Genomic DNA, 23932 nt, shown 5'->3' with positions numbered 1-23932 from the left:
TTGTTGGACCTAACCTGTTTAGGTTTTCATAAACGATAAAAATGGCCCGGGATAAGCTGGCGAAATGTCGATATCAGAAAAAGCAGGAAGCATTTTTCAACTTTTTGATCGCCGGCGATTGACACGGCTAGCACGGGGCGTAGTGTTTTTATTAGCGCAAACTGTCTCGCGGTAATCCGGCATTATGCAATCCTCGTTCGACGCCCAGAACGCGGCTGTCCGTGCAATCTGCGCCGATCACGCCGACCAGCCGACGCCGCTGCTACCCATCTTGCACGCGGTACAAGCCCATCTCGGCTACGTGCCCGACACGTCGATTGGCGAGATCGCCTACGCACTGAATCAAACGCGCGCCGAGATTTTCGGTGTGCTTTCGTTCTATCACGATTTCCGTCGCGAGCCGCCCAAGCTGCATACACTCAAAGTCTGCCGGGCCGAAGCCTGTCAGGCTGTTGGTGGACGCGCAGTCTGGTCGGCCGCGGCGAGTGCGGCCGATAACGGTGGCGACGTCGACGTTGAAGCCGTCTACTGTCTCGGCAACTGCGCATGTGCGCCGGCAGTTCAACTGAACGGCCACACGCTTGGACGAGTCACACCCGAGCGGGTATCGAATCTGGTCGCCGGCGGCAATCAGGCCGAGGTCTCGTCATGACATATTTCATCGCCCGTGACAGCGCAGCTTTATCCATCGGCGCCGAGCAGACCGCCGATGCACTGACGAGTGCAGCGCCAGACGCCGACATCGTGCGGACTGGCTCGCGCGGGCTCTACTGGCTCGAACCGTTGGTGGAGATCGAGCACGCAGGCCGACGCGTTGGCTTCGGCCCGGTCGATGCCGGCGACGTTGACGATGTGGTCCATGCGGTCGCCAACGGCACACAGGAGCAACACCCGCGCTTTGTCGGCCGCATTGATCAATTACTACGCGAGCAGGGCCAGCAACGGCTGACGTTTGCACGCTGCGGCGTTATTGCGCCGACTGATTTCGATGCCTTCGTACAGCACGGTGGCACCGCCGGCCTCCGGGCAGCGCTGGCACAAAGCGGGCAAGCAACCATCGATGCCGTCAAGGAATCTGGCCTGCGTGGCCGTGGCGGCGCTGGCTTCCCAGCCGGGATCAAATGGCAAACCGTGCACGATACGCCAGGCGCCGAGAAGTTCGTCGTCTGCAACGCGGACGAAGGAGATTCCGGCACATTCGCCGACCGCATGCTAATGGAAGGCGATCCATTCACCTTGCTCGAAGGCATGGCAATCGCCGGCGTGGCAACCGGCGCAACGCAGGGGTATATCTATCTGCGTTCCGAGTATCCAGACGCACTACAAACACTGACCGAGGCCATCGACGTCGCGCACCGCCACGGCATGCTCGGTTCGAATGTGTTGGGTTCGGGTTACGGCTTCGACATCGAAATCCGACTCGGCGCTGGCGCCTACATCTGCGGTGAAGAAACCTCGTTACTGGAGTCATTGGAGGGTAAACGCGGCCTCATACGCTTCAAACCGCCACTGCCCGCAATCGAAGGCTTCCAGGCCAAACCCACGGTGTTGAACAACGTCATCACGCTGGCTACAACGCCGACGATCCTCGCCCATGGCGCGGCGACCTATCAGGGGCTTGGTATCAATAAGTCGTGCGGCACATTGACGTTGCAACTGGCCGGCAATGTCGCTCGCCCCGGGCTCTACGAGATTCCGTTCGGCACCACACTGGGCCATGTCATCAACGAACTCGGTGGCGGTTCGGCTTCGGGCCGTCCGGTACGCACAGCCCAGGTGGGCGGGCCACTCGGCGCTTACGTGCCCGTCCAACACTTCGACACACCGATTGGTTACGAAGAACTTGGTGAAAAACACGCCATGGTCGGCCACGGCGGCGTGGTGGTCTTCGATGATTCTGTGGATATGGCCGAACAAGCGCGATTTGCCATGGAGTTCACCGACATCGAATCCTGCGGTAAGTGCACGCCCTGCCGGGTCGGCTCGGTGCGCGCGCAAGAAGTTATCAGCGAGATTGTGGCCGGCAACGACCGCGAGTCCAACGCCGAACTCTTACGCGAACTCATGGAGCTGATGGGCCAAGGGTCGCTCTGCGCGCACGGCGGCATGGCCCCAGCACCCGTGCTTTCCGCCCTGAATCATTTTTCCGAGGACTTCGGCGTGCACGCACCCGCCGAGGTCGACTGACACGAACGGAGGCTGTCATGGCCACAGTCCAGCCCATCGACTACGGCACCCCGAAGCGCGAGTCCGATCAAAACGTCACACTCGAGGTCGACGGTCGCGAAGTCACGGTGCCGCAAGGCACATCGGTGATGCGGGCGGCGATCGAATCCGGCACCGACGTCCCTAAACTGTGTGCAACCGATAGCCTGGAGCCTTTCGGCTCCTGCCGGCTATGCCTGGTCGAAATCGACGGCAAAGGCGGTTATCCGGCGTCTTGTACCCTGCCCGCCGCCGATGGCATGAAAGTCCGCACGCAGTCCGACAAACTGAATCAGTTGCGGCGTGGTGTGGTCGAGTTGTATCTATCCGATCATGCCGGCGAGAGCCGCGCCGACTCGGCGGGCGCTGGCGACGACGAGTTGCTGCATTACGCCCGCGAATTCGGCGTCGACAGCGTACGTTACCCGAGCGCGCGCCGCGATCACCAGCATGCCGAAATCGACGCGTCCAACCCCTATTTCGAGTTCGACGCCAGCCGCTGCATCGTCTGCTCCCGCTGCGTGCGCGCCTGCGAAGAAACCCAGGGCACGTACGCACTGACCGTCGACGGCCGCGGTTTCGCCTCGATGATCAGTGCGAGCACCGACGACGACGATTTCCTGAGCTCGGAGTGTGTGTCCTGTGGCGCTTGTGTGCAGGCCTGCCCGACCGAGGCGCTAATCGAAAAAAACGTTGTCGAGCAAGGCACACCCGAACGTGTCGAAAAAACCACCTGCGCCTACTGCGGCGTTGGTTGTTCATTCGACGCCCACATGAAAAACGACGAAGTCGTACGCATGGTGCCCTCCAAGGAAGGCAAGGCCAACCATGGCCATTCCTGTGTGAAGGGCCGCTTCGCCTGGGGGTATACCCACCACCCAGACCGGATCACCTCGCCCATGGTCCGCGACTCGATCTACGAACCGTGGCGCGAAGTCGACTGGAATGAGGCCATTGGCTTCGCGGTCGAGCGCTTCCAGGCGATCCGTGAACGCGAAGGCCGCAATGCGCTCGGCGCCATCACCTCGTCGCGCTGCACCAACGAAGAAACCTACCTGGTCCAAAAACTGGCTCGCGCAGTATTCGGCACCAACAACGTCGACACTTGCGCACGCGTGTGCCACTCGCCAACCGGCTACGGCATGAATGCGACGTTCGGCACTTCAGCCGGCACGCAGGATTTCGACTCGGTCGCAGACTGCGACGTGATGTTGGTTATCGGCGCCAACCCAACCGACGCCCATCCGGTATTCGCGTCCAACATGAAGCGCCGGTTACGCCAGGGTGCGCACCTGGTTGTCGTCGATCCACGGGCTATCGATCTCGTACGCTCGCCGCACGTCGAGGCTGATCACCACCTGCAGCTCCAGCCCGGCACCAACGTCGCGCTCATCAACGCCATGGCCTACACCGTCCTTTCCGAGGGCCTGGAAAACCGGGCATTTATCGAATCGCGCTGCGACCTGGACGAATTCGACGCTTGGTACGACTTCATCCTCCGCGAGGAAAACAGCCCCGAGGCGACCGCCGAATACACCGGTGTGCCAGCCGACAAACTCCGTGCCGCCGCCCGGCTCTATGCCACCGGCGGCAATGCCGGCATCTACTACGGCCTCGGTGTGACCGAACACAGTCAAGGCTCGGTAATGGTCATGGGCATGGCCAACCTATGCATGGCCACCGGCAATATCGGTCGGTCGGGCGTCGGCCTGAATCCCCTGCGCGGTCAGAACAACGTACAGGGCTCCTGCGACATGGGCTCGTTCCCCCACGAATACCCGGGGTATCGCCATCTATCGGGCGATAATGTCCGCGAAATCTACGAAGCCGAATGGGACGTCCAGCTCGACAACCAACCCGGCTTTCGCATTCCCAACATGATCGACGCAGCCACTGAAGGCACGTTCAAGGGGTTGTATATTCAGGGTGAGGACATCCTGCAGTCCGATCCCAACATCAAGCACATCGCCGCCGGCCTGGATGCGATGGAATGCGTGGTCATCCAGGACATATTCCTGAACGAGACCGCCAGCTACGCCCACGTCTTTTTGCCTGGTTCGACGTTCCTGGAAAAAGACGGCACGTTTACCAACGCCGAGCGCCGCATCAACCGCGTTCGCAAGATCCAGACCGCGCCGGCCGGCTATGCCGATTGGGAGGTCACACAGATGCTCGCCCAAGCGCTCGGTTATCCCATGAACTATTCGCACGCTAGCGAGATCATGGACGAGATCGCGCGCACCACGCCGACATTCACCGGGGTATCGTTCGATAAGCTCGACCGGCTGGGCAGTGTCCAATGGCCGTGCAACGAAGAACATCCGGAAGGTACGCCCGTCATGCACGTCGATACGTTCGTGCGCGGCCAGGGCAAATTCATGCTGACGCCATATGTGGCGACCGAAGAACGCGCCAACCGCAAGTTCCCACTACTGCTCACCACCGGCCGCATCCTGTCGCAATACAACGTCGGCGCCCAGACACGGCGTACAGCCAACCGCCACTGGCACCGCGAGGACTGGCTTGAAATCCACCCGTCCGATGCTGAAACCCGTGGGGTTGCCGACGGTACGCTGGTGGCCGTTACCAGCCGTATGGGCGAGACCACGCTGCGCGCCAAAATCAGTCCGCGGATGACGCCCGGCGTGGCTTATACCACGTTCCATTTCCCAGAAACCGCGGCCAACGTCGTGACCACGGAATATACCGATTGGGCCACGGACTGCCCGGAATACAAGGTCACTGCCGTCGAAGTCACGCCATCGCACACCATGTCCGAGTGGCAGAAACGCTATATCGACCAGCGCGAACGCCAACAACAAATCGACGACGAGGATCAGTCGGTTCGCGCACCGGAAACGATCGCAGCCAGCATCAACGCCAACGACACCGAATAACGGCCGTGTCAGGCTGAGCCAGTCGATAGCCGCCGCAAGAGAGACGCCGATGGAACAAACCAAGATGATCCGGCACGTTAACCAGATCGCGGCCTATTTCGAGGTGTATCCGCAAGACCGCGCGGAAGAAAGCGTGCGCGGCCATCTCGAAAAATTCATGGCGCCGTCGATTCGGCGCCAACTCGCCGACTACGCACTGGATGGCGGCGACGGCCTGCATCCGCTGGCCCAGCAAGCCGCCCAAAACATGACAGTTGGAAGTAACACCAGTTAGCAACTAGGACAACGCGTCGGCCTCTCCGCGACCCCATGAGCTGGCCACCATGCGGGCCAATAAAACGCGTTAGCCAGCTCCAAGTCAGCCGGCATTGACCGGCAATAACGACCACGACCGTTCAGCCACGCCGGTCTTTCGGTCAACTACAGCCTGACGCGCATAGCCTCGTTAGGCCGGTGTACTGCGCGTGACGCCTTTACGTATCAGTGTCCAAAGCTTCGACACGTGGTGCCGGATAGTCGCAACAATCGACAAGCGGACACGCCTGGCAATCGGGTTGTCGTTTGTGACAGCGCGTCTTGGCGTGGCGCACGATCAAGGCGTGTAACTCGTTGTAGAACGCGGCATCAAGTCTCGGTGTCGCCGCTTCGACAGCCCGGCGCAGCACGTCGTAGCGGCGTGGACCAGCGATCCAGCCGAGACGTTCGAAAATGCGAAACGCATACGCGTCGGCTACGAACAGTGGCCGGCTGAACGCGTAAACCAAAATCACATCGGCGGTCTCAGCGCCGATGCCACGGCATGCCAACAGGCCAGCACGTAGATCGGTTGTCGATCGCAGGTCAAGATACGCAAAACCGCCCGCTTCGATAAACCAGTCGCAAAGTGCACGCAGACGTTCAGCTTTGATGTTGTGCGTCCCAGCCGGACGGATGAGGGTGCTGAGTTCACCGCCGTGGCCGAGCATGGCCTCGGGCGTCAATGCCCCGGCTGCGCGCAAGTTGGCGATGGCTTTTTCGACCTGGGCCCAGGTGGTGTGCTGGGTCAGAACCGCGCCGATCAGTATTTCAAAGCGCGGATTTTCAGGGTCGGTTGCTGGCCACCAATGCTGCGGACCGTAGGCCGATTGGAGGCGTTCGAAAGCATTGCCAAGTTGTGCCGTATTGACGTAAACAGTCAAACGCTAACGCGACAGGTCGACGGCGGCAGCCAATGCGCGAATCTGTTTCGCGGTTAGTTCTTGATAGCGCCCAGCCTTGATGCCGCCGGGCAATGCAACGGGACCGAAGCCGGTCCGGATCAACCGCGAGACGGTCACGCCTTGCGATTCGAAAAGCCGTCGCACAACGCGGTTTTTGCCCTGACACACGTCGACATCGAACCAGTGATTAGAGCGGCCAGCGTCATCAGCTACGCGGATCTGTTCGAAACGAGCGACGCCATCCTCAAGTTCGACACCGGCTAGCAGCCGGTCGAGCATGGCGTTGTCCACGGTGCCATGAACCCGCACCGCGTAACGGCGCACGATTTCGAAACTCGGATGCTCCAAGCGGCGTTTGAGTTCGCCGTCGGTGGTCATCAATAGCAGTCCCGAGGTATTGACGTCGAGGCGACCGACGGCAAGCCAGCGACCACCGGATAGCTTTGGCAAGCCGCGGAACACGGTCGGCCGGCCGTCAGGATCGGAACGCGTGACGACTTGGTCGACGTGTTTCTTGTAAAGCAAAACACGGGTGGGAGCGCCGGCGCGGCTGGCAACATTCAAACGTTGACCATCACGCTCGATGCGATCATCGGCCGCAGCCCGGTCGCCGAGTGAGGCGACCGTACCGTTGACGCGGATGCGACCAGCCTCGATCTGACGTTCGATCTCACGACGCGAGCCGTAGCCGCCACCGGCGAGCAATTTTTGTAAGCGTTCGGCCATTATTTGTCCACGAATGCGCGTTCAATGACGTAGTCGCCAGGTGCGCCAATGTGCGGTGAAATCTGAAAACCACGGCCATCCAACAGCGCCGAGGTGTCATCGAGCATAGCCGGGCTGCCACAAATCATGGCCCGATCACGCGCCGGGTCCAGGCCTTCCAGCCCGAGATCGGACTGGAGCTGTCCGTTGTCCATCAATGTGGTCAACCGACCTTGATTGCGAAACGTTTCGCGACTAACGGTCGGATAGTAGTAAAGCTGTTCGGCGGCGAACTCACCGAACATTTCATCGTTGGGCAACTCGTGCTGGAGCAAGTCGGCATAGGCCAAATCCTCGGTATAACGCACGCCGTGGACAACGATGACGCGCTCGAAGCGCTCGTAGGTGTCGGGATCGCGCACGATGGATAGAAACGGCGCCAGTCCGGTGCCGGTCGCCAACAGATAGAGATTGCGACCAGGATGGACGTCCGAGATAATCAACGTGCCGGTCGGCTTGCGGCCGACCAGGATATCGTCGCCTTCCGCGAGATGCTGGAGACGCGAGGTCAACGGGCCGTCAGACACTTTGATGCTGAAAAACTCGAGGTGGTCTTCGTGATTGGCCGAGACGATACTGTACGCGCGCATAACCGGTTTGGTTTCGCCCGGCAAGCCAATCATCACGAACTGGCCGTTTTCGAAGCGAAGTGCCCGGTCGCGCGTGGTGGTGAACGAAAAAAGCGAGTCGTTCCAGTGCCGTACGCTCAAAACGCGTTCGGTGTTCAGCGAAGCCATCCTGTCTTTCCGTCTCGTGTCACCGGCAGCTCGCACCGCCGACTAAAATGCTGCTGTCATTAACGTGGGGGCCCACGGCATTATTCCAAGCCCAACACGCTCCTGGAATCGGCTATACGCACGACGAGCGTGTTTGGTTGCGGTGTGCGGCGAGCAGGCTCACGAATCTTTGGCGTCAGCCGAATCGTCCGCTTTGGGGGTCGAAACGTTGGTCGATTCGGCAAGATCGGCGATCGCTTGGTCCAGCGCTTCAGGCTCGGCCATGCTCGGCAACGCTGGCAACTCGTCCAAGCTCGCTAGGCCGTGATCGGCCAGAAAACGCTGCGTCGTCGCGAAAAGTGCCGGTCGGCCAGGCAGTTCGCGATGTCCGGCTACACGGATCCATTCGAATTGTTCGAGTTGACGGATGATGTTGCTGGAGACCGTTACACCACGGACTTGTTCGATCTCGCTACGGGTGATCGGCTGCCGATAGCAGATCAGTGCCAGTGTCTCGAGCATCGCGCGCGAGGGCTTGGGCGGTTTTTGCTCCCACAAGCCGGCGACCACGCGGCTGTAATCGCTACGCACCTGAAACTGCCAGCCATCAGCCAGCGCTACGAGTGCCACTGCTGAATCAGCGTAACGGGCGCCCAACGCTTCGAGGGCGCAATCCACCTCGTCGGCCGACGGCGGTCCGATATCGGCCAATAATTCGATTAGCCGCGTGCGTGTAATCCCATCATCGGCGGCCATCAATACAGCTTCGAGACTCTTGACCAGCGATTCGCTGACCAGTCGCTCGGTCGCGGCTGTTGCTTGGCGGCTCATGCAGATGCCTCGGAGCGCTTGCCAGAGCCGCGCGCGTCAACAATCCAATCGCTGTCATCGGCACTGATCTGTACGGCCTGATCACGCAGCAGTTCCAGTACCGCGAGAAAAAGCACGACCACGCCGGGCCGGCCATGGTCGACGTCAATCAACGCACTAAACGGTGTGCGACCCGAAGCAGACACATGCGACAACACACTGCTCATGTGTGCACGCACCGACAGGGTTTCGCGTTGCACGTGATGCTCGCGCAACGCCGCAGTACGACGGGCCACGTCGGCAAGTGCACCCAGCATGCGCGCCAAGTCCGCTTCCGGCTGTGGTGTCGGGACATTCAAGATTTCGGGCTGCTTTCGAACCACAGCCACATCACGACCAGTGCGGGGCAGCGCGTCGAGATTCTCGGCAGCGTGCTTGAACTGTTCATATTCTCGCAGGCGTTCGATCAGCGCGACGCGTGGATCCTGTTCGGCATCTTCCTCATCGGTCGGCGGCGGGCGTGGCAACAAGCTACGCGACTTAATCTCAGCCAGCATAGCGGCCATCAATAGATATTCGCCAGCGAGCTCGATCGCCATGTCATCCATCATCTCGATGTAGGCGATGTACTGGCTGGCCACCGCATCGATGCTGATCGCCACTATATCGAGATTCTGCCGCCGGATCAGATACAAAAGCAGATCCAGCGGCCCCTCGAAGGTCTCCAGAAACACCCGCAGCGCGTCGGGCGGGACGTAGAGGTCGTCCGGCAGATCAACCAGTGGCTGACCGGCCACAACCGCCGGCGGCACCTCAGACATCACTGTTTCAGTCATGCCGGCCGATCAAGGAATCCCACGGTGCATCGTCGCCTGACTCAAACAGGCGGCACGAATCCGGTGGCACGAAAAGCGTGGGCTATTGTCGGCTCAGCGCGCGCGGCGGCCGACTCCGCGCCGCGCGCGAGGATCCCGGCAAGTTGACTCCTGTCTTCGTAGAACTCGGCATAGCGGCGCTGCAGCGGCTCCAGAAACGCGACCACGGCGTCGGCCAGATCTGTTTTGAGTCGCCCATAGCCAAGACCGGCGTAGTCACGCTCGAGCTCGGCAATGGTGCAATCAGCCACCGCGGCGTAGATGGCCAGCAAATTGGAAACACCGGGTTTTTCGGCCTCGTCGTAGCGAATCTCGCCATCCGAGTCGGTCACGGCACGCTTGATCTTTTTGGTGATGGCTGTCGGCTCGTCCAGCAGATAGATCGAGTTAGCCGAGACATCGTCAGATTTCGACATCTTGGCCGTTGGTTCACCGAGACGCATCACACGGGCACCGACCTCGGGGATGAACGGCTCGGGAACGGTAAACACTTCTTCGCCAGCGCGCGTATTGACGCGCTCGGCCAGGTTACGAGCCAGCTCCAGATGCTGTTTCTGATCGTGGCCGACCGGCACGGCCTCGGTCTGGTAAAGCAGGATATCGGCCGCCATCAATACCGGGTAATCGAAAAGACCAGCGTTGATGTTGTCCGTATCCTGCCCTGCCTTGTCCTTGAACTGAGTCATGCGGGTCAATTCACCCATCGACGCATGGCAGTTCAAAAGCCAGGCGAGCTGAGCGTGGCCCGCCACATGCGACTGCACGAACAATGTCGCCCGATCCGGGTCGAGGCCGAATGCCAAATACAGACACAGAAACTCGTAACAGCGTTCGCGAAGCGCAGCGGGATCCTGCCGCACCGTTATGGCGTGCATATCAGCCAGTGCATACAGGCAGTCGTGGGTTTCCTGCATGGCCACCCAGTTCTTGATCGCGCCAACGTAGTTGCCGAGCGTAAGCGCGCCCGAAGGCTGGATTCCGGATAGGACGACCGATTTGTCCGACACCGCCGATTGCTCCCTTGTGACTATTTAGAACCGCGCCGAGTATACGCGAGCGCCGACGACGAGCGCGTGCCATGCGCAGCGCACCATGATCACTCCAAACCGAGCGGCGCCAACGCACCAATACCGGTGCGGTCAACCTGGGGCAAATCGCCGGTTAGGTCCACGATCGTGGTGCCATCGAGATGGGCGGGCCCGCCATCCAGGATCATGTCGACACTCCCACCAAACGCGTCTCGCACGTCATCGGCAGTCGCCATCACACCGCCATCGTCTTGCCATTCGGCGCTGACCGACATGAACGATGTGCCAAGCGCGTCGGCCAACCCGCGCGCCACGGCGTCATCGGGCACGCGGATACCAATGGTCTTGCGCTTGGGCTGCGCGAGCCAGTTGGGAACTTCCTTCGTCGCGGGCAAAACGAAGGTATACGCGCCTGGCGTGGCTGCTTTCAACAGTCGAAAATTGCGGTTTTCGACCCGGGCGTATTTTGAGATTTCGGACAGATCTCGACAGATCAACGTGAACAAGTGGTCGGAGCGAAGCCCACGCAACTGCTGGATACGCTCCTTGGCGGCGCGATCGCCAAGTGCGCAGCCAAGCGCGTAACTCGAATCCGTCGGGTAAGCGACGACTTGACCGGCGGCCATGGCCTCAGCGGCGCGGCGTAAACGTCGGGGTTGCGGTGTCTGACGATGAATCGGAAGCAGCGTCGCCATAATGGATACCACCCTGTTATTGCTTGCTTTATTTCAACACAAAATGCGGGCTTCGATGGCTCGCCACCGCCAAGCCACGCCGTATGCCGTATATCGATGCGAAAACAGAGACGCGAACTGCCACACACATGGGCTCGTGACTGCCCAAGGCGACGCTCGACATGCATGAGGCCTTGAACCATGTGGTTTCGGTCGCAACCTTGCTTAAAACAACAGTTCGGAATACCGACTATGAAAGACCGCGTGACGCGTATCCGCGAAACACTAGCCGACGCGCTGGGCACCGACGACATCGAGATACGCGACGACAGCCACCGCCACGTCGGACACGAAGGGGCGAAAACAGGGCTCGGCCATTTCACACTCACGATCCGATCGCCGCAGTTCAATGGCGTCAACCCGATCGATCGCCATCGGATGATCTACGACGCACTCGGGTCAATGATGCAAACCGATATACACGCGCTGTCGATTCGCGCCTATGGTAGCGCTGAATAATCAGTAGCCGCTGATACGGCCCCCGAATGCCCGATCTCTCGCGCGCTATCTTTGACACACACCTGCTTTAGCCTTGATAATACCCGGCTAATCAATCCGGTGTACCCGACGGAGTATCGAATTGGCTAACATGCCGCAATCCCGCAAGCGCGTTCAGCAGGAAGCGACCGCCCGCGAGCGCAACAAGGCACAGCGCTCATTGGTGCGCACCAAGATCAAACAGGTCCAGAAAGCCATCGCCGCGAGCGATGCCGAGCGCGCGCAGCACGCTTTCGCTGACGCGAAGCCGATCATCGATCGGATGGCTGGCAAGGGCCAGATTCACAAGAACAAGGCCGCACGTCACAAGTCGCGCCTGAACGCACAAATCAAGGCGATTTCGTAAGCAGCTTCGCCTATACCACGGAGCGGTCGGGCACGCTCGACCCGCTCAAACCAGCGCGAAATTGTCCCGATGAATGAATTCGGGGTCGCCTGCGTAGCCGAGTATTGACTCGATGTCGCGACTTGGTTTGCCCGTGAGTTGACTTACTTCTGACGCGTCGTAATTAGCCAGCCCACGCGCAATTTCGACGCCGTCCGGCCCATCACAGGCCACCAAATCGCCGCGCGCAAACCGGCCAACAACCTTGCGGATACCGATTGGCAGCAGGCTGCGGCCGTCGCGGCGGATAACCTCAGCCGCGCCCGCGTCCAGCTCAACACGACCGCGCACAATTCGCTGCCCGGCGATCCAGTTCTCGCGCGCGGTACGCTTTAATCCACCCGGCGTCAGGACGCTTCCCTCATTTTCACCCTCGGCGATACGTCGGATTACTTCAGGTTTACGACCATCCGCAATAACCGTCGTCGCCCCCGCACGCGCGGCCTGGCGCGCGCTATCGAGCTTGGTACGCATACCGCCCCGGCCAAGTGCGCCGCCCGTCATGCCCGCTACTGCGTCAAGACTGGGATCGTCGGCGTCACATTCGGAGATAAGTGCAGCGTCGGCCGATTGGCGCGGATCAGCATCGAACAAGCCCGACTGATCCGTTAACAGCATGACGCCATCAGCATCTAGCAAGTTAGCCGTTAACGCAGCAATGCGGTCGTTATCACCGACGCGAAACTCTTCGGTCGTAATCGCGTCATTCTCATTGATAACCGGCACAGCCGTCATCGAGAGTAGCGCACCCAGCGTACTACGCGCGTTCAGATAACGGCGACGATTGGCAACATCATCGTGGGTTAACAGCACCTGGCCAACCTGCAAGCCTTGGCGGCGAAAACAACTCGCATAGGCTTCCACAAGCCCGGCTTGGCCAATCGATGCCGCAGCTTGCAACTCGGTTAATGTCGCCGGCCGTTGGCGCCAGCCAAGACGTGCCGCGCCGGCCGCGACGGCACCCGACGACACCAGCGCGACGGAGCATCCCGAGCTAACCAGGTCCGCGATTTGGTCGACCCAGGTCTGGAGCCGAGTATCGTCCAGCCCCTGACCTTCCGCAGTAATCAAAGAACTGCCGATCTTGACGACCCAGCGCTGGGCGCCGGCCAGGCGGTGACGCGCGCTCACGGCGTCTGTCCGGCGGCATCGGCTTCGTCGCCCTCGCCGGCCTCTCTTCCGATGCCGAGATAGTCGGCTGCCGCACTCATGACCGGCCGCAGCGTATCTGGCACGACACCCGAAACCGCGTAGATCGGCACGGTCGGCGTCCGGGTTGCGGCCAGATCGGCCTTAATCGCCTCCAGCGTTTCAGTATCGACTAGCTCGGTTTTGTTCAACAGCAGCCACTGTGGCCGCTGGGCGAGCGTTTCACTAAACGCAGACAGTTCTTTAGCGACCGTTTCAACACGCTCGGCTAGGCTATCTTGCTCAGCCTCCAGTACGTCGACAACGTGCAGCAAAAGCCGCGTGCGGCCAAGGTGACGCAAAAACCGGTCGCCCAGCCCAGCGCCGTCGGCCGCACCGGCAATCAGCCCCGGCACATCGACAACGGTAAGCCGCCGCAGCGCATCTACCGAAACCACGCCGACCTGCGGCTCGGTCGTAGTAAACGGATAATCAGCGACACGTGGCCGTGCGGCGGATGTGCTGGCGAGAATCGTGGATTTTCCGGCGTTCGGCTGACCAACCAAGCCAACGTCAGCGATCAGATTCAGCTCGATCGCCAATTCACGGACTTCGCCGGGCTTGCCATCCGTAGTTCGGCGCGGCGCTTGATCGACGCTGGATTTGAAGCGCGCGTTGCCGAGACCATGTCGACCACCATGCGCCACACAGACAATCTCGCCGTGGTACGTCAACTCAGCGACGTGCTCCTCGGTCTCGAGATCGCGACAGATCGTACCCGGCGGCACTGGCAAAACAAGATCCTCGCCACCACGGCCGGCTCGATTGCCGCCACTGCCTTCGTGCCCACGTTCGGCCCGAAAGACATGCTGGTGTCGATAATCGTGTAGCGTATTCAGGTTATGGTCGGCACGAAAATAGACACTGCCACCGTTGCCACCGTCGCCACCATCCGGGCCACCGTGTGGCACATATTTTTCCCGCCGGAAACTAAGGCAGCCGTGGCCACCGTTACCAGCTTCGACCCGCAGTTTGGCTTCGTCGACGAATTTCATGGGCAATCATTGTGCGGTCGCTGGCGACATGCGCGCATAAAAAACCCCGCCGACGCGGGGTTTTTCGTCAGCGCCGACGTCGAGCCGAATTACTGCGCCGGCTCGATCGATACGAAGCGCCGCTGCTTCGGCCCTTTTACCGAGAAACTCACGAAGCCATCGCGATCGGCATAGAGCGTATAGTCGCGGCCGGTGCCGACGTACTCGCCCGCATGAAAACTGTTGCCACGCTGACGCACAATGATGGATCCAGCGCTAACGCGCTCACCGCCGAAACGCTTGACGCCTAGACGTTTCGACTCGGAATCGCGCCCATTCTTGGTGGAACCGCCTGCCTTTTTATGTGCCATATCTTAACTCGCTCGCTGTCGGTTAACCCGCGGCCGCTTCAAGCCGACGGAATATCAGTGATCCGGAGCTCGGTGTAGGGCTGACGATGACCGTATTTCCGAAGGTACTTCTTGCGCCGCTTGAACTTGATGACATCAATCTTGCGGGCACGCTCCTGAGCAACCACTTCGGCGGTCACGGACTTGCCTTCCAGCGTCGGCTGACCAACTACTGTGCCATTTTCACCTGAAATCAACAGCACTTCAGATAGATCGACCGATGCGCCCGGCGCCGCATCCATTTTCTCGACGCGTAGCGTATCGCCCTCGCCTACTCGGTACTGTTTACCGCCGGTTGCAATTACCGCGTACATGCTCACTCCGCCCTTTGCCGAGAATTCGAAAAACTTGGAATAGCTGCGTAGTGTAGCGTGGGAACTGTTGCCGGTCAACGTGATGGACGGCAAACGCACGAGCATTGAAAATGCCTTCGCGCCACCTAGGGAACGCGCTCTTTTGAACGATACTACTACAATGAACCAACAGTCGCTGCTCGAGTCCATTGGCGACGACTTAAGCACTGTCGACACTTTGATTCGCAAGCGACTGAACTCAGATGTCGCCCTAATCAATGCGCTGGGCGAATATATTATCGCCAGCGGCGGCAAACGCTTGCGCCCGTCGCTCGTCCTGATGACAGGCCAGCTGTGTGGCGCTAACGATAACGCGCAAAAGCTCCTGGCGACCATCATTGAGTTTATCCATACCGCGACGCTGTTACACGACGACGTAGTCGACCAATCGACGCTGCGCCGCGGCCAACAGACGGCCAACATGGTGTGGGGCAATGAAGCCTCGGTGTTGACCGGCGATTTTCTCTACACACGGGCGTTCCAAATGATGACGGAACTGCGCTCGCACGCGGTCATGGAAGTAATGGCGGCAGCAACCAACCGCATCGCCGAAGGCGAGGTCATGCAGTTGATGGCCGCCTACGACTCGAGCGTAACCGAGGATCGTTATCTCGAGTTGGTCGACCGCAAAACCGCGAGCCTATTCAGCGCCGGCTGCGAACTATCCGCGCGACTGGCCGGCTGCAATGAGACCCAATGCGAGGCTATGCGCGTCTACGGTCAGCAGCTCGGCATGGCATTTCAGGTTGTCGACGATTGTCTCGATTATGGCCAAGGCAATGCGGACTATGGCAAGAACGCCGGCGACGATCTGGCCGATGGCCAACCCACCCTGCCGCTGATTTACGCCTTGGGAGCCGTCGATGGGCAGACAAGTGCCCGATTGAAAAGCGCTGTGGAAAACGGCGACGCGAACGCACTCGGTGAGGTTACGACAGCGATTGAATCTACTGGCGCAATCTCTTACACTCTTGATCTCGCGCAGCAGTATGCCACCGCCGCCGTTCGAGCTCTGGACGCATTTGCCGACCGTGCCGAACGTGACCGATTGGTGGCTCTAGCCGAATCGCTTGTCGATCGTCGCCATTAACGCGCCGGGGTATAGCTCAGCTTGGTAGAGCGCCACCTTCGGGAGGTGGAGGCCGTAGGTTCAAATCCTGCTACCCCGACCATCTAAAAATGCCCCGGTTGATGCCACCGCGCACGAGGCGATGGTGAGCAGCCAACCGCGCCAGCAGTTACCGGCCACTCGGTTATCGGGGCCAATCGAGCGGAATGTCGAATCCGTTTTTTGGTCTAATATGAGCGACTGACAAAGCTCAGAGGCACCTTTTCGGCCCCAACCGAAATATATCGGCTGGCATAAGAGCTCATGCCATAACAGGCGACTAGCATGGCCGGACGACTATAGTTACCCGGCACGCCACAAGCGTTAAGACTTCAGTCGATAACCGCTTCTAAAGATCCAGGCCACAATACCGAGGCATCCAGCCAGAAACAGCAGGATCATCGTCAGACTCACGTAGATATTGACGTCGGCTACGCTGTAAAAACTCCACCGAAAACCGCTGACTAGATACACCACCGGGTTGGCGAGCGTAATCTTTTGCCAGATTGGTGGCAGCATATCCAGCGAGTAGAAGGTGCCGCCCAGAAAGGCCAACGGGGTGACGACCAATAACGGCACCACCGTGAGTTTTTCGAAGTTATCGGCCCAGATACCAATAATAAAACCGAAAAGGCTGAAAGTAACCCCGGTCAACAGCAAGAACAACAACATCCACGCTGGATGATCGATGCGGACCGGCACGAACAGCGACGCCGTCATCAGGATAATAATCCCTAGAAAAACGGACTTCGTGGCCGCCGCCCCCACGTAGCTGATTACGATCTCGACATAGGAAATCGGCGCCGTCAGGAGTTCGTAAATGGTGCCGATGAACTTGGGGAAATAGATCGCGATTGACGCATTACTAATGCTTTGGGTCATCAACGACAGCATAATCAAGCCCGGGACGATGAACGCACCGTAGCTGACACCATTCACTTCGGAAATCCGCGACCCAATCGCCGAGCCGAAGACCACAAAATACAGCGCGGTCGAGATGATGGGCGACAACACACTCTGGAAGATCGTGCGCCAGGTACGCGCGATCTCAAAAACATAGATGGCACGGATCGCCGGCCAGTTCATGATGTCCCTCCGACCATGTCCATGAATATTTCTTCCAGCGAGCTTTCGTAGGTATCGACATCGAGCAGCCGAAGGCCGGCGGCATCAACGTCACGCAAAAGTGCCTGCACAGCGTCCGCACCGTCATGGTGGTGGTAATGATAATGCAGCGCATCGCCGTCGGCGGACAGCGTCACCCCATAGTCCGACAGCGCATCGGGAACGGCTTCCAAAGGCTGATCCAAAGTCAACATCAGCCGTTTCTGTCCAAGACTGCGCATCAATGACTCGGTGGGTTCGACCCGTATGACCCGGCCGTGGTTGATGACGCCGACACGATCGGCCATCTGTTCAGCCTCTTCGAGGTAATGCGTGGTCAACACAATCGTTACACCCTGCCGGCGCAAACGATCGATGACTTGCCACATACCACGCCGCAATTCGACATCGACGCCGGCCGTTGGCTCGTCCAGAAACAGAATATCGGGTTCGTGCGACAGCGCCTTGGCGATCATCACGCGGCGCTTCATGCCACCGGATAGCGTCATCAGCATGTCGTTGCGCTTATCCCAGAGCGACAAATCCTTGAGCACTTTTTCCAAATAGGCGGAATCGCGGCGCCGTCCAAACAGACCTCGCGAAAACCGAACCGTCGCCCAGACGGTTTCAAACGCATCAGTGGTCAACTCTTGTGGCACCAACCCGATCCGCGCGCGGGCAGCGCGAAACTCACGCTGGAAGTGGTATCCAGCGAGCCAGGCATCGCCGTCCGTGGCTGTCAGCAAACCACAGATGACGCTGATCAGGGTTGTTTTACCGGCACCGTTTGGGCCAAGCAGCGCAAATATCTCGCCACGGCCGATCGCGAGATCCACAGCATCGAGCGCATGCAGCCCGCCCGCAAAGACTTTCTCGAGCCCTCGAATATCGATAGCAGTGTCGTTCACAACTCGTCGCGTATAGCCTTGGGCAAAGCGTCGAGTGTACCCGCAATTCAGCACCAGTGATGCTCCAGCAGTGCGCTTGTCACGTCTCAAACAGCCATGCGAGTCATGACTTTGGCGCCAGACCGACGCCAGAGATGCGTGCGCCAAGCGCACACTGAACGATCTGGACGCGTTCTGTTCCAATAGATCCGTAAGCATTACGTGCGGGCGTTCAGCGTCGGTAACCACCTGCGCCGCCAGCGGCATCGACACCAGTCTCGGCATACTGGCAGCACCCCGACCGCTGCCCCATCCAACCAAACCTCGACGAGCCTCAAATGCAAATTGATCTAAACGGCAAAACCGCGCTCATTACCGGCTCGACTGCCGGCATCGGATACGCCACCGCGCTCGGCTTAGCCAATGCGGGCGCCGAAGTCATTGTCAACGGACGCGAACAGACGCGCGTGGACGACGCTGCTTCTCGCATCCGCGCGCAATCGTTATCGGGTCAAATTCGCGGCATTGCAGCCGACGTAAGCACCGATGACGGCTGTCGGGAGCTGTACGAACAAGTGCCGCACGCCGATATCCTGGTCAACAACGCGGGTGTATTCGAACTCACCGACTTCTACGACATCCCCGACGATGATTGGCAGCGGTTTTTCGAAGTTAACGTCATGTCCGGCGTTCGCTTGGCGCGCGCCTACACACCGGGTATGGAACAAGCCGGCTGGGGGCGGGTTATCTTTATCTCCTCAGAGTCAGCACAGAATATCCCGACCGAAATGATCCACTACGGCATGACCAAAACCGCACAACTTTCAATCTCGCGCGGCTTAGCCAAGCGACTGGCGGGTACCGGCGTGACCGTCAACGCGGTGCTGCCAGGCCCGACGCTATCGGAAGGCGTCGGCACCATGATCGCCGACCAACGCGGTTCGGATCAGTCGTTGGCGGACGCCGGCGCCGACTTTGTTCAGAGCGCGCGGCCGAGTTCAATCATCCAGCGCGCAGCGACCGTCGACGAAGTCGCGAACATGGTGGTCTACACGGCCTCACCACAAGCTTCGGCCACGAGCGGCGCCGCACTCCGCGTCGACGGCGGCGTCGTTGACAGTCTGATGTAGCCGCCGTTATCTCAAACGCGCCAGCAAGTCGGCCACCTCATATATAAAACGCCGATCACTCACAGTTCCGCGACACACGTGCCGACGGCCGAGCGCCGTGCTGTCGGCACACAAGCGACCGACAACGACCACGAATCGTATGCACACACTCAAACTACCCAATGGCTCGCATATACCTCGGCTTGGCCTGGGCACCTGGTGCATGGGCGACAACCACGACGCGCGGCGCAACGAGATCGCCGCGCTTCGCGAAGGCATTGAACAGGGCCTGACTTTGATCGACACCGCTGAAATGTACGGCGGCGGTCGCGCCGAACGCTTAGTCGGCGAAGCCATTACCGGCCAGCGCGACGACGTATTTCTGACCAGCAAAGTCTCGCCCGGCCACGCCGGCAAACAGCAACTCATCAAGGCGTGCGAAAACAGTTTGCAGCGCCTCGGCACCGATTATCTGGATATGTACCTGCTGCATGCCCCGGGCCGTGCCCCCTATGCCGAAACCATCGAGGGCTTCGAAAAGCTCCAGGCCGACGGCAAGATTGCCAGTTTCGGCGTCAGCAATCTCGATCTCGATGAGATGACTTATTTCGTCAACGAATCCGGCGGCAACGGCTGCCAGATCAACCAACTACTCTACAACCTCAATCAGCGTGGCATCGAATGGGACTTGCTGCCGTGGCTGCAGGAGCACGACATCGGCACGATGGCCTATTCGCCGTTCGATCGACCCGACGTGATCAACAACGATGGGCTTGTGGCCTTCGCGCGCGAACGCGACATATCACCCGCACAGGCCGCACTGGCCTGGCTGCTCGACCATGACCAGGTGATACCAATTCCGAAAGCCTCACATCCGGCTCGCGTGCGCGACAACGCAGGCGCACTCGAAGTCACACTCACTGCGCAAGACCATCAAGAACTCGACCGACTGTTCCCAGCGCCCAGCACCCCCGAGCCACTACAAATCTATTAGCCAGATGCCCATTTTCGACCCATGTAGCTGTAATTCAGCCAAATGAATCGACTTGCCTTAAGTTTTGGCCGATTCTCAATGAATTTCGTGTCGAACCTGACCGTAGGCCAATAATGAAAAAAGTGCTGTTCCACCGAGCACATTGCCGATTAAAACCGGAATCATAAAGACAAATACCGAGTCAAAAAGGCTCATCTGGCCGGCTAAGAAAAGAATCGCAACTTCCATTGCCCCCACGATAATGTGGACATAGCCACCGATTGCGATAACGTAAGTAGCAAGCAGAATGACCCAGATTTCGAAACCGCGCGCGTTCGGAATCATCCAAACGATCGAGGCCACCAGGAATCCTGCCGGTATGGCCTCCAACAACATCTCGACCCAACCCTTGTGGGTCAGTGGTTCGGCAACTGCCACGGCGGCGTGCGCCTGAGCCGGCGTAAAAGACCCGTAGTATGTCAAAAGCGCGGCGATTATCGCGCCCAATATATTGGCCACAAAAACGATAAGCCACAAACGCGCGGTTCGGGTTAGCATTTTGAACGACGGCCGGGCCATCAGCGGCAAAATAACCGTGATGGTGTTCTCCGTGAACAATTGGATGCGGCCCAGAATGACGATCACAAAACCAACGCAGTAACCGAAATTTTCGATGAATGGGCGCCACGCATTGTCCGGCAGTTTGTCGTGCAACGCCGCACGTCCGACAACCGATGCGGCAATCGCCAAACCGGCACCAATCCCGGACCACCAAAGCGACCAATTCGGTCGCGCCAGTTCATCCTCACCTTCGGACTGTATCGCGCGATAAACCTGCACCGCCGAAAGGCGCGGCGGTGAACTATTCGATTTCTGATCGTCCAATGATTTAGCCGCTCCCGTCTGCCACCGACAGACCAATCGATAGCGAAATGTTGGCACGCCACAGCGTCGCAACCGCATTTCGCTTTCTAAACCACGATACACGATAAGCGGCCCTGCCAACCGGAACAGGTCGGCCGCGTTTATAAGATGGCATCAGTTTGCGGCGTCACACTGATATCGCCCCGTTGGACAGGCTCCATGCACACTCGGCGTACGATCCCCGGCTTGCAACCGGCCTTAGGCATCACCAGGCCGAGCGTGATCGATCGACTAGCCTATTCCAAACGAAATACAACCGGAACCGTCAGTTCGAGTCTTTGACCATCGATTTCAGACGGAAAGGCAGGGAATGGATCGGATGATCGAATCATGCGTTTAACGGCACGGTCGAGTATGTCGTGGCCCGTTTTTTGGCGAAACTCCCAATCTACGATGTGCCCATTACGCTTGATAACAAGATGAACCATAGCGTGGCCTTCCACGTGCTTACGTCGCGCTTGACGTGGATATTTTTTATTTTTCGCCAGCTTGGTACGAAGCTTGTCACGATAGGACGACGGCAGTGCTTTAACCGACACCGTTGATTGCGCTTGCTTTTGGTCGCTTTGGCGCTTACCGCTTTTTTCAGCCTCGCTCACTTTTTGCTGGCCATTGGCCTTAGATGCTGAAGGCTGCTTATGGGGCGTTGGCTTACGCGTTTTCGCCTCGGACTTCTCATCAGGCGGTGGCGGCGAAGCCGGCTTCGGTTCAGGCTTCGGTTCAGGCTTCGGTTCAGGCTTCGGCTTCGGCTTCGGTTTCGGTTTTGGTTTCGGTTTCGGTTTTGGTTTTGGTTTTGGTTTTGGTTTTGGTTCAGGCTTGGGCTCGGGTTTCGACTTTGATTCAGGCTTAGTCTCGGATTTTGATTTTTTATCCGGCTCCGGCTCTGCCTTTGACTTCGAGTTGGATTTTTTGTCCGGCTGGGATGTCGTTTTTTGCGCCGACTCGGCGTTCTCTGCGGTATTGGCGGCCTCGTTGTCGGACGCCAGGGCTATGTGGATTGCTTGGCCGCCGGACGATGGAACTGGGCTCGGCGATTCCAATTGGTAGCTGGCAAAAACCGCCAGGTGCGCCGCAATCGCGGCGCACAATGCGACCACCCAATGCCACGACCGTATCTTCCTCAAGACTGTTGATGACGAGTCAGTAAATCGACATTACGAACGCCGTTGTGGCGTAATGTCGTCAACAATTCATCAAAGCGTTGCGATTTCAGATTGCCATCGGCCCGGACTTTGATCGGCTTCTTAGACGGCCAATCATCGAGTTTATGCGCAAGCTGTTTACGACTCAGCTTGTGGTCGCCGAAGGCGAGATCGCCGCCCGCGTTGATCGACAACACCTTGTCGGACATTTTGGCCCGTTTATCGGCCGACTGGGTCGTCGGCGACTGGATCGAAAACGGCCATTGTTGACTGAGCGTGCCGGTGACCATGAAAAAAATTAGCAGCAGGAACACGATATTGATCAGCGGCAACACACTGGTCTCGGACGAGTTCGAACGCTGCGGCTGCTTGATGATCACTCGCTCGCCCCGCCGGCCAAAGACAGTGATTTAACGCCGCTATCGGCCAAACGATCGAGCGTCTGGACCGAGAGTTTCAAGGGTGTATCGGCGGCCGGCTGAACGATAACCGCCGCAATTTCGTTGTGACGCCGATCCGCTTTCAATGTGCTCGCCAATTTATCTGGCGCGTACACTTTATCTTTATAGCGAAGGCTGCCATCAGGCGCGACATGTACGACTGCTGGGGGATGGTCGGCCTGTTTCGACGACGTATGGCCGGTCGCGACCGAGACCGTACGCCAGTGCGCAAAACTAGTCGCGAGCATGAAAAAAACCAGCAGGATGAAAACGACGTCGATCAGTGGCGTCAGGCTAATCGCGTGTCGCCGACGCCGGGGAGCCGCGATTTCCACGCGTTACTCACCCAGCACGCGCGGCACGGGTCGGCTGCTCGCTCTCGAACGTGCCGGCACTCGCTTTGGATACCGCACGCGGTGCATCGACCGTTTCATGCAAACTGACTTGTTCGCTTTGAAACAAGGTAAAAAAGCGCGTCAACACATCCTGCATGTCTTCGTGCACACGCTCGGTGATCCGCTCGAACCAATTGAGTAGCGCGACCGCTGGCACCGCCACGATGAGGCCGACCGCAGTCGTCATCAGCGCCTGCCAAATGCCGGCTGAAAGCACCGTGGGATCGACTTGGCTGCCACCGCCAGCGATCTGTTTGAACGCATCGATCATGCCCAGAACCGTACCGAGCAACCCCAGTAACGGGGCTAGCGAACCAATCACTTCCAACGGCCGAAAAAACCGCCGGAGGTTCGCCAATTCCCGCGCGCCGACGCGCCCTGCCTCTTCGCGCACAATCGCGGTATCCATTTTCGACTGCGTGCCGCGCATCGCGGTCACCAATGGCGTCGCGATCGGATGGCGTTGTGCTTCGAGCTCGGCGACGGCCGCACCACGCTCGCCGGCCTGCCACTGCGACAGACTTGTTTCAATAAACCTTCGCCGGGGCAAACCAAGGCTCACAAACTGTGCGCATTTGGCGATCACGATGGCCAGTCCAGCGACCGACATCAAGATAAGCACCGCGACAACAGGCCCACCAATACTGATTAGTGAAACTAGGTTGTCGAGGTCGAAACCGGTATTGCCCATCGTGACTACTGCAGCTGACGTTAACAGCGAATTTAGACATTAGTATAATATTGCAAATCATTCGTATTTACAATACGTGTCCGACCATTCGACGATCCCCCTAATTGGCGACGCCATTATCA

Annotated in this window: 28 protein-coding genes and 1 tRNA gene; 11 read left to right on the top strand and 18 right to left on the bottom strand. The window is 59.0% G+C overall.

The genetic code is table 11. The features are described from left to right. Positions 1-184 precede the first annotated feature (184 nt). From HKX41_00380 to HKX41_00365, 4 genes are read left to right on the top strand one after another with little or no spacing between them, the layout of a single operon-like run. Positions 185-652, top strand: coding sequence for a formate dehydrogenase (locus HKX41_00380; protein NNC22615.1), 468 nt, complete (start codon positions 185-187; stop codon positions 650-652). Then, positions 649-2187 carry a formate dehydrogenase gene (locus HKX41_00375; protein ID NNC22614.1) on the top strand — a complete coding sequence of 513 codons (1539 nt, stop codon included), beginning with the start codon at positions 649-651 and terminating at the stop codon, positions 2185-2187. The genes HKX41_00380 and HKX41_00375 overlap by 4 nt, the downstream gene beginning before the upstream one ends. 17 nt (positions 2188-2204) lie before the next feature. Next, positions 2205-5102, top strand: a complete 2898-nt coding sequence (gene fdhF, locus HKX41_00370) for a formate dehydrogenase subunit alpha (protein ID NNC22613.1) — start codon at positions 2205-2207, stop codon at positions 5100-5102. A 49-nt stretch (positions 5103-5151) separates the two neighbouring features. Next, positions 5152-5376: a formate dehydrogenase subunit delta gene (locus HKX41_00365; protein NNC22612.1), complete on the top strand. Its 225-nt coding sequence runs from the start codon at positions 5152-5154 to the stop codon at positions 5374-5376. Between the two features lie 199 nt (positions 5377-5575). On the opposite strand, the gene HKX41_00360 is transcribed toward HKX41_00365, so the two are convergent. The 7 genes from HKX41_00360 to HKX41_00330 all read right to left on the bottom strand — a co-directional run bounded on the left by HKX41_00360 (position 5576) and on the right by HKX41_00330 (position 11190). Continuing rightward, positions 5576-6280, bottom strand: a complete 705-nt coding sequence (locus HKX41_00360; GenBank protein NNC22611.1) for a hypothetical protein — start codon at positions 6278-6280, stop codon at positions 5576-5578. Positions 6281-6283: 3 nt separating this feature from the next. Continuing rightward, complete coding sequence (locus tag HKX41_00355; GenBank protein NNC22610.1) at positions 6284-7027, bottom strand: pseudouridine synthase; 744 nt, start codon at positions 7025-7027, stop codon at positions 6284-6286. Further along, positions 7027-7803: a ferredoxin--NADP reductase gene (locus HKX41_00350; GenBank protein NNC22609.1), complete on the bottom strand. Its 777-nt coding sequence runs from the start codon at positions 7801-7803 to the stop codon at positions 7027-7029. Before HKX41_00350 ends, HKX41_00355 begins: the two co-directional genes overlap by 1 nt. Before the next feature lie 159 nt (positions 7804-7962). After that, positions 7963-8613, bottom strand: coding sequence for an SMC-Scp complex subunit ScpB (gene scpB, locus HKX41_00345; protein NNC22608.1), 651 nt, complete (start codon positions 8611-8613; stop codon positions 7963-7965). Then, positions 8610-9428: a segregation/condensation protein A gene (locus tag HKX41_00340; GenBank protein ID NNC22607.1), complete on the bottom strand. Its 819-nt coding sequence runs from the start codon at positions 9426-9428 to the stop codon at positions 8610-8612. The genes scpB and HKX41_00340 overlap by 4 nt, the downstream gene beginning before the upstream one ends. Before the next feature lie 41 nt (positions 9429-9469). After that, on the bottom strand, positions 9470-10474 hold the full coding sequence (trpS, locus tag HKX41_00335; protein NNC22606.1) for a tryptophan--tRNA ligase: 1005 nt from the start codon (positions 10472-10474) through the stop codon (positions 9470-9472). A gap of 89 nt (positions 10475-10563) precedes the next feature. Then, complete coding sequence (locus HKX41_00330) at positions 10564-11190, bottom strand: threonylcarbamoyl-AMP synthase (protein ID NNC22605.1); 627 nt, start codon at positions 11188-11190, stop codon at positions 10564-10566. 231 nt (positions 11191-11421) lie between these two features. Here HKX41_00330 and HKX41_00325 point away from each other — a divergent pair, with 231 nt between their 5' ends. Next, positions 11422-11688 carry a BolA family transcriptional regulator gene (locus tag HKX41_00325; GenBank protein NNC22604.1) on the top strand — a complete coding sequence of 89 codons (267 nt, stop codon included), beginning with the start codon at positions 11422-11424 and terminating at the stop codon, positions 11686-11688. A gap of 121 nt (positions 11689-11809) precedes the next feature. Continuing rightward, complete coding sequence (rpsT, locus tag HKX41_00320; GenBank protein ID NNC22603.1) at positions 11810-12073, top strand: 30S ribosomal protein S20; 264 nt, start codon at positions 11810-11812, stop codon at positions 12071-12073. A gap of 45 nt (positions 12074-12118) precedes the next feature. Here rpsT and HKX41_00315 read toward each other — a convergent pair whose 3' ends face one another. The 4 genes from HKX41_00315 to rplU all read right to left on the bottom strand — a co-directional run bounded on the left by HKX41_00315 (position 12119) and on the right by rplU (position 14998). Further along, on the bottom strand, positions 12119-13243 hold the full coding sequence (locus tag HKX41_00315) for a glutamate 5-kinase (protein ID NNC22602.1): 1125 nt from the start codon (positions 13241-13243) through the stop codon (positions 12119-12121). Beyond that, the gene (gene cgtA / locus HKX41_00310; protein ID NNC22601.1) at positions 13240-14295 is read right to left on the bottom strand and encodes an Obg family GTPase CgtA; all 1056 of its coding nucleotides are present in this window, start codon (positions 14293-14295) and stop codon (positions 13240-13242) included. Before cgtA ends, HKX41_00315 begins: the two co-directional genes overlap by 4 nt. Positions 14296-14384: 89 nt before the next feature. Then, entirely contained in the window at positions 14385-14645 is a 261-nt protein-coding gene (rpmA, locus tag HKX41_00305; protein NNC22600.1) for a 50S ribosomal protein L27, read from the bottom strand. A 38-nt stretch (positions 14646-14683) separates the two neighbouring features. After that, positions 14684-14998, bottom strand: coding sequence for a 50S ribosomal protein L21 (gene rplU / locus HKX41_00300; GenBank protein ID NNC22599.1), 315 nt, complete (start codon positions 14996-14998; stop codon positions 14684-14686). 160 nt (positions 14999-15158) lie between these two features. Here rplU and HKX41_00295 point away from each other — a divergent pair, with 160 nt between their 5' ends. Then, positions 15159-16127 (top strand): octaprenyl diphosphate synthase, encoded by a 969-nt coding sequence (locus tag HKX41_00295; GenBank protein NNC22598.1) that lies wholly within the window; start codon positions 15159-15161, stop codon positions 16125-16127. Positions 16128-16132: 5 nt separating this feature from the next. Next, positions 16133-16209 (top strand) — tRNA-Pro (locus HKX41_00290). A gap of 260 nt (positions 16210-16469) precedes the next feature. On the opposite strand, the gene HKX41_00285 is transcribed toward HKX41_00290, so the two are convergent. Next, complete coding sequence (locus HKX41_00285) at positions 16470-17231, bottom strand: ABC transporter permease (GenBank protein ID NNC22597.1); 762 nt, start codon at positions 17229-17231, stop codon at positions 16470-16472. Continuing rightward, positions 17228-18355 carry an ABC transporter ATP-binding protein gene (locus tag HKX41_00280; protein ID NNC22596.1) on the bottom strand — a complete coding sequence of 376 codons (1128 nt, stop codon included), beginning with the start codon at positions 18353-18355 and terminating at the stop codon, positions 17228-17230. Before HKX41_00280 ends, HKX41_00285 begins: the two co-directional genes overlap by 4 nt. A gap of 119 nt (positions 18356-18474) precedes the next feature. Between HKX41_00280 and HKX41_00275 the strand changes: the two genes are divergently transcribed. Together HKX41_00275 and HKX41_00270 are read left to right on the top strand one after the other, a co-directional pair. After that, entirely contained in the window at positions 18475-19266 is a 792-nt protein-coding gene (locus HKX41_00275; protein NNC22595.1) for an SDR family oxidoreductase, read from the top strand. A 139-nt stretch (positions 19267-19405) separates the two neighbouring features. Further along, positions 19406-20239 carry an aldo/keto reductase gene (locus HKX41_00270; GenBank protein ID NNC22594.1) on the top strand — a complete coding sequence of 278 codons (834 nt, stop codon included), beginning with the start codon at positions 19406-19408 and terminating at the stop codon, positions 20237-20239. 75 nt (positions 20240-20314) lie between these two features. Here the strand turns inward: HKX41_00270 and HKX41_00265 are convergent, their stop codons facing one another. After that, positions 20315-21181, bottom strand: coding sequence for a formate/nitrite transporter family protein (locus tag HKX41_00265; GenBank protein NNC22593.1), 867 nt, complete (start codon positions 21179-21181; stop codon positions 20315-20317). Positions 21182-21378: 197 nt separating this feature from the next. Next, on the bottom strand, positions 21379-21741 hold the full coding sequence (locus HKX41_00260; protein NNC22592.1) for an energy transducer TonB: 363 nt from the start codon (positions 21739-21741) through the stop codon (positions 21379-21381). A 13-nt stretch (positions 21742-21754) separates the two neighbouring features. Here HKX41_00260 and HKX41_00255 point away from each other — a divergent pair, with 13 nt between their 5' ends. Next, complete coding sequence (locus HKX41_00255; protein ID NNC22591.1) at positions 21755-22189, top strand: hypothetical protein; 435 nt, start codon at positions 21755-21757, stop codon at positions 22187-22189. 73 nt (positions 22190-22262) lie between these two features. Here HKX41_00255 and HKX41_00250 read toward each other — a convergent pair whose 3' ends face one another. Genes HKX41_00250 through HKX41_00240 form a run of 3 tightly spaced genes read right to left on the bottom strand, consistent with a single transcriptional unit; the run spans position 22263 to position 23810 of the window. After that, a complete protein-coding gene (locus tag HKX41_00250) occupies positions 22263-22664 on the bottom strand; it encodes a biopolymer transporter ExbD (protein NNC22590.1) in 402 nt (133 codons plus the stop codon). Continuing rightward, positions 22661-23059 carry a biopolymer transporter ExbD gene (locus tag HKX41_00245; protein NNC22589.1) on the bottom strand — a complete coding sequence of 133 codons (399 nt, stop codon included), beginning with the start codon at positions 23057-23059 and terminating at the stop codon, positions 22661-22663. The genes HKX41_00250 and HKX41_00245 overlap by 4 nt, the downstream gene beginning before the upstream one ends. Before the next feature lie 7 nt (positions 23060-23066). Then, positions 23067-23810, bottom strand: a complete 744-nt coding sequence (locus HKX41_00240) for a MotA/TolQ/ExbB proton channel family protein (protein ID NNC22588.1) — start codon at positions 23808-23810, stop codon at positions 23067-23069. Positions 23811-23932 lie beyond the last annotated feature (122 nt).

The organism is Salifodinibacter halophilus (assembly GCA_012999515.1).
Lineage (GTDB): Bacteria > Pseudomonadota > Gammaproteobacteria > Nevskiales > Salinisphaeraceae > Salifodinibacter > Salifodinibacter halophilus.
The sequence above is the reverse complement of the archived record's forward strand: the minus strand, read 5'-3'. Positions and strand labels throughout refer to the sequence as shown.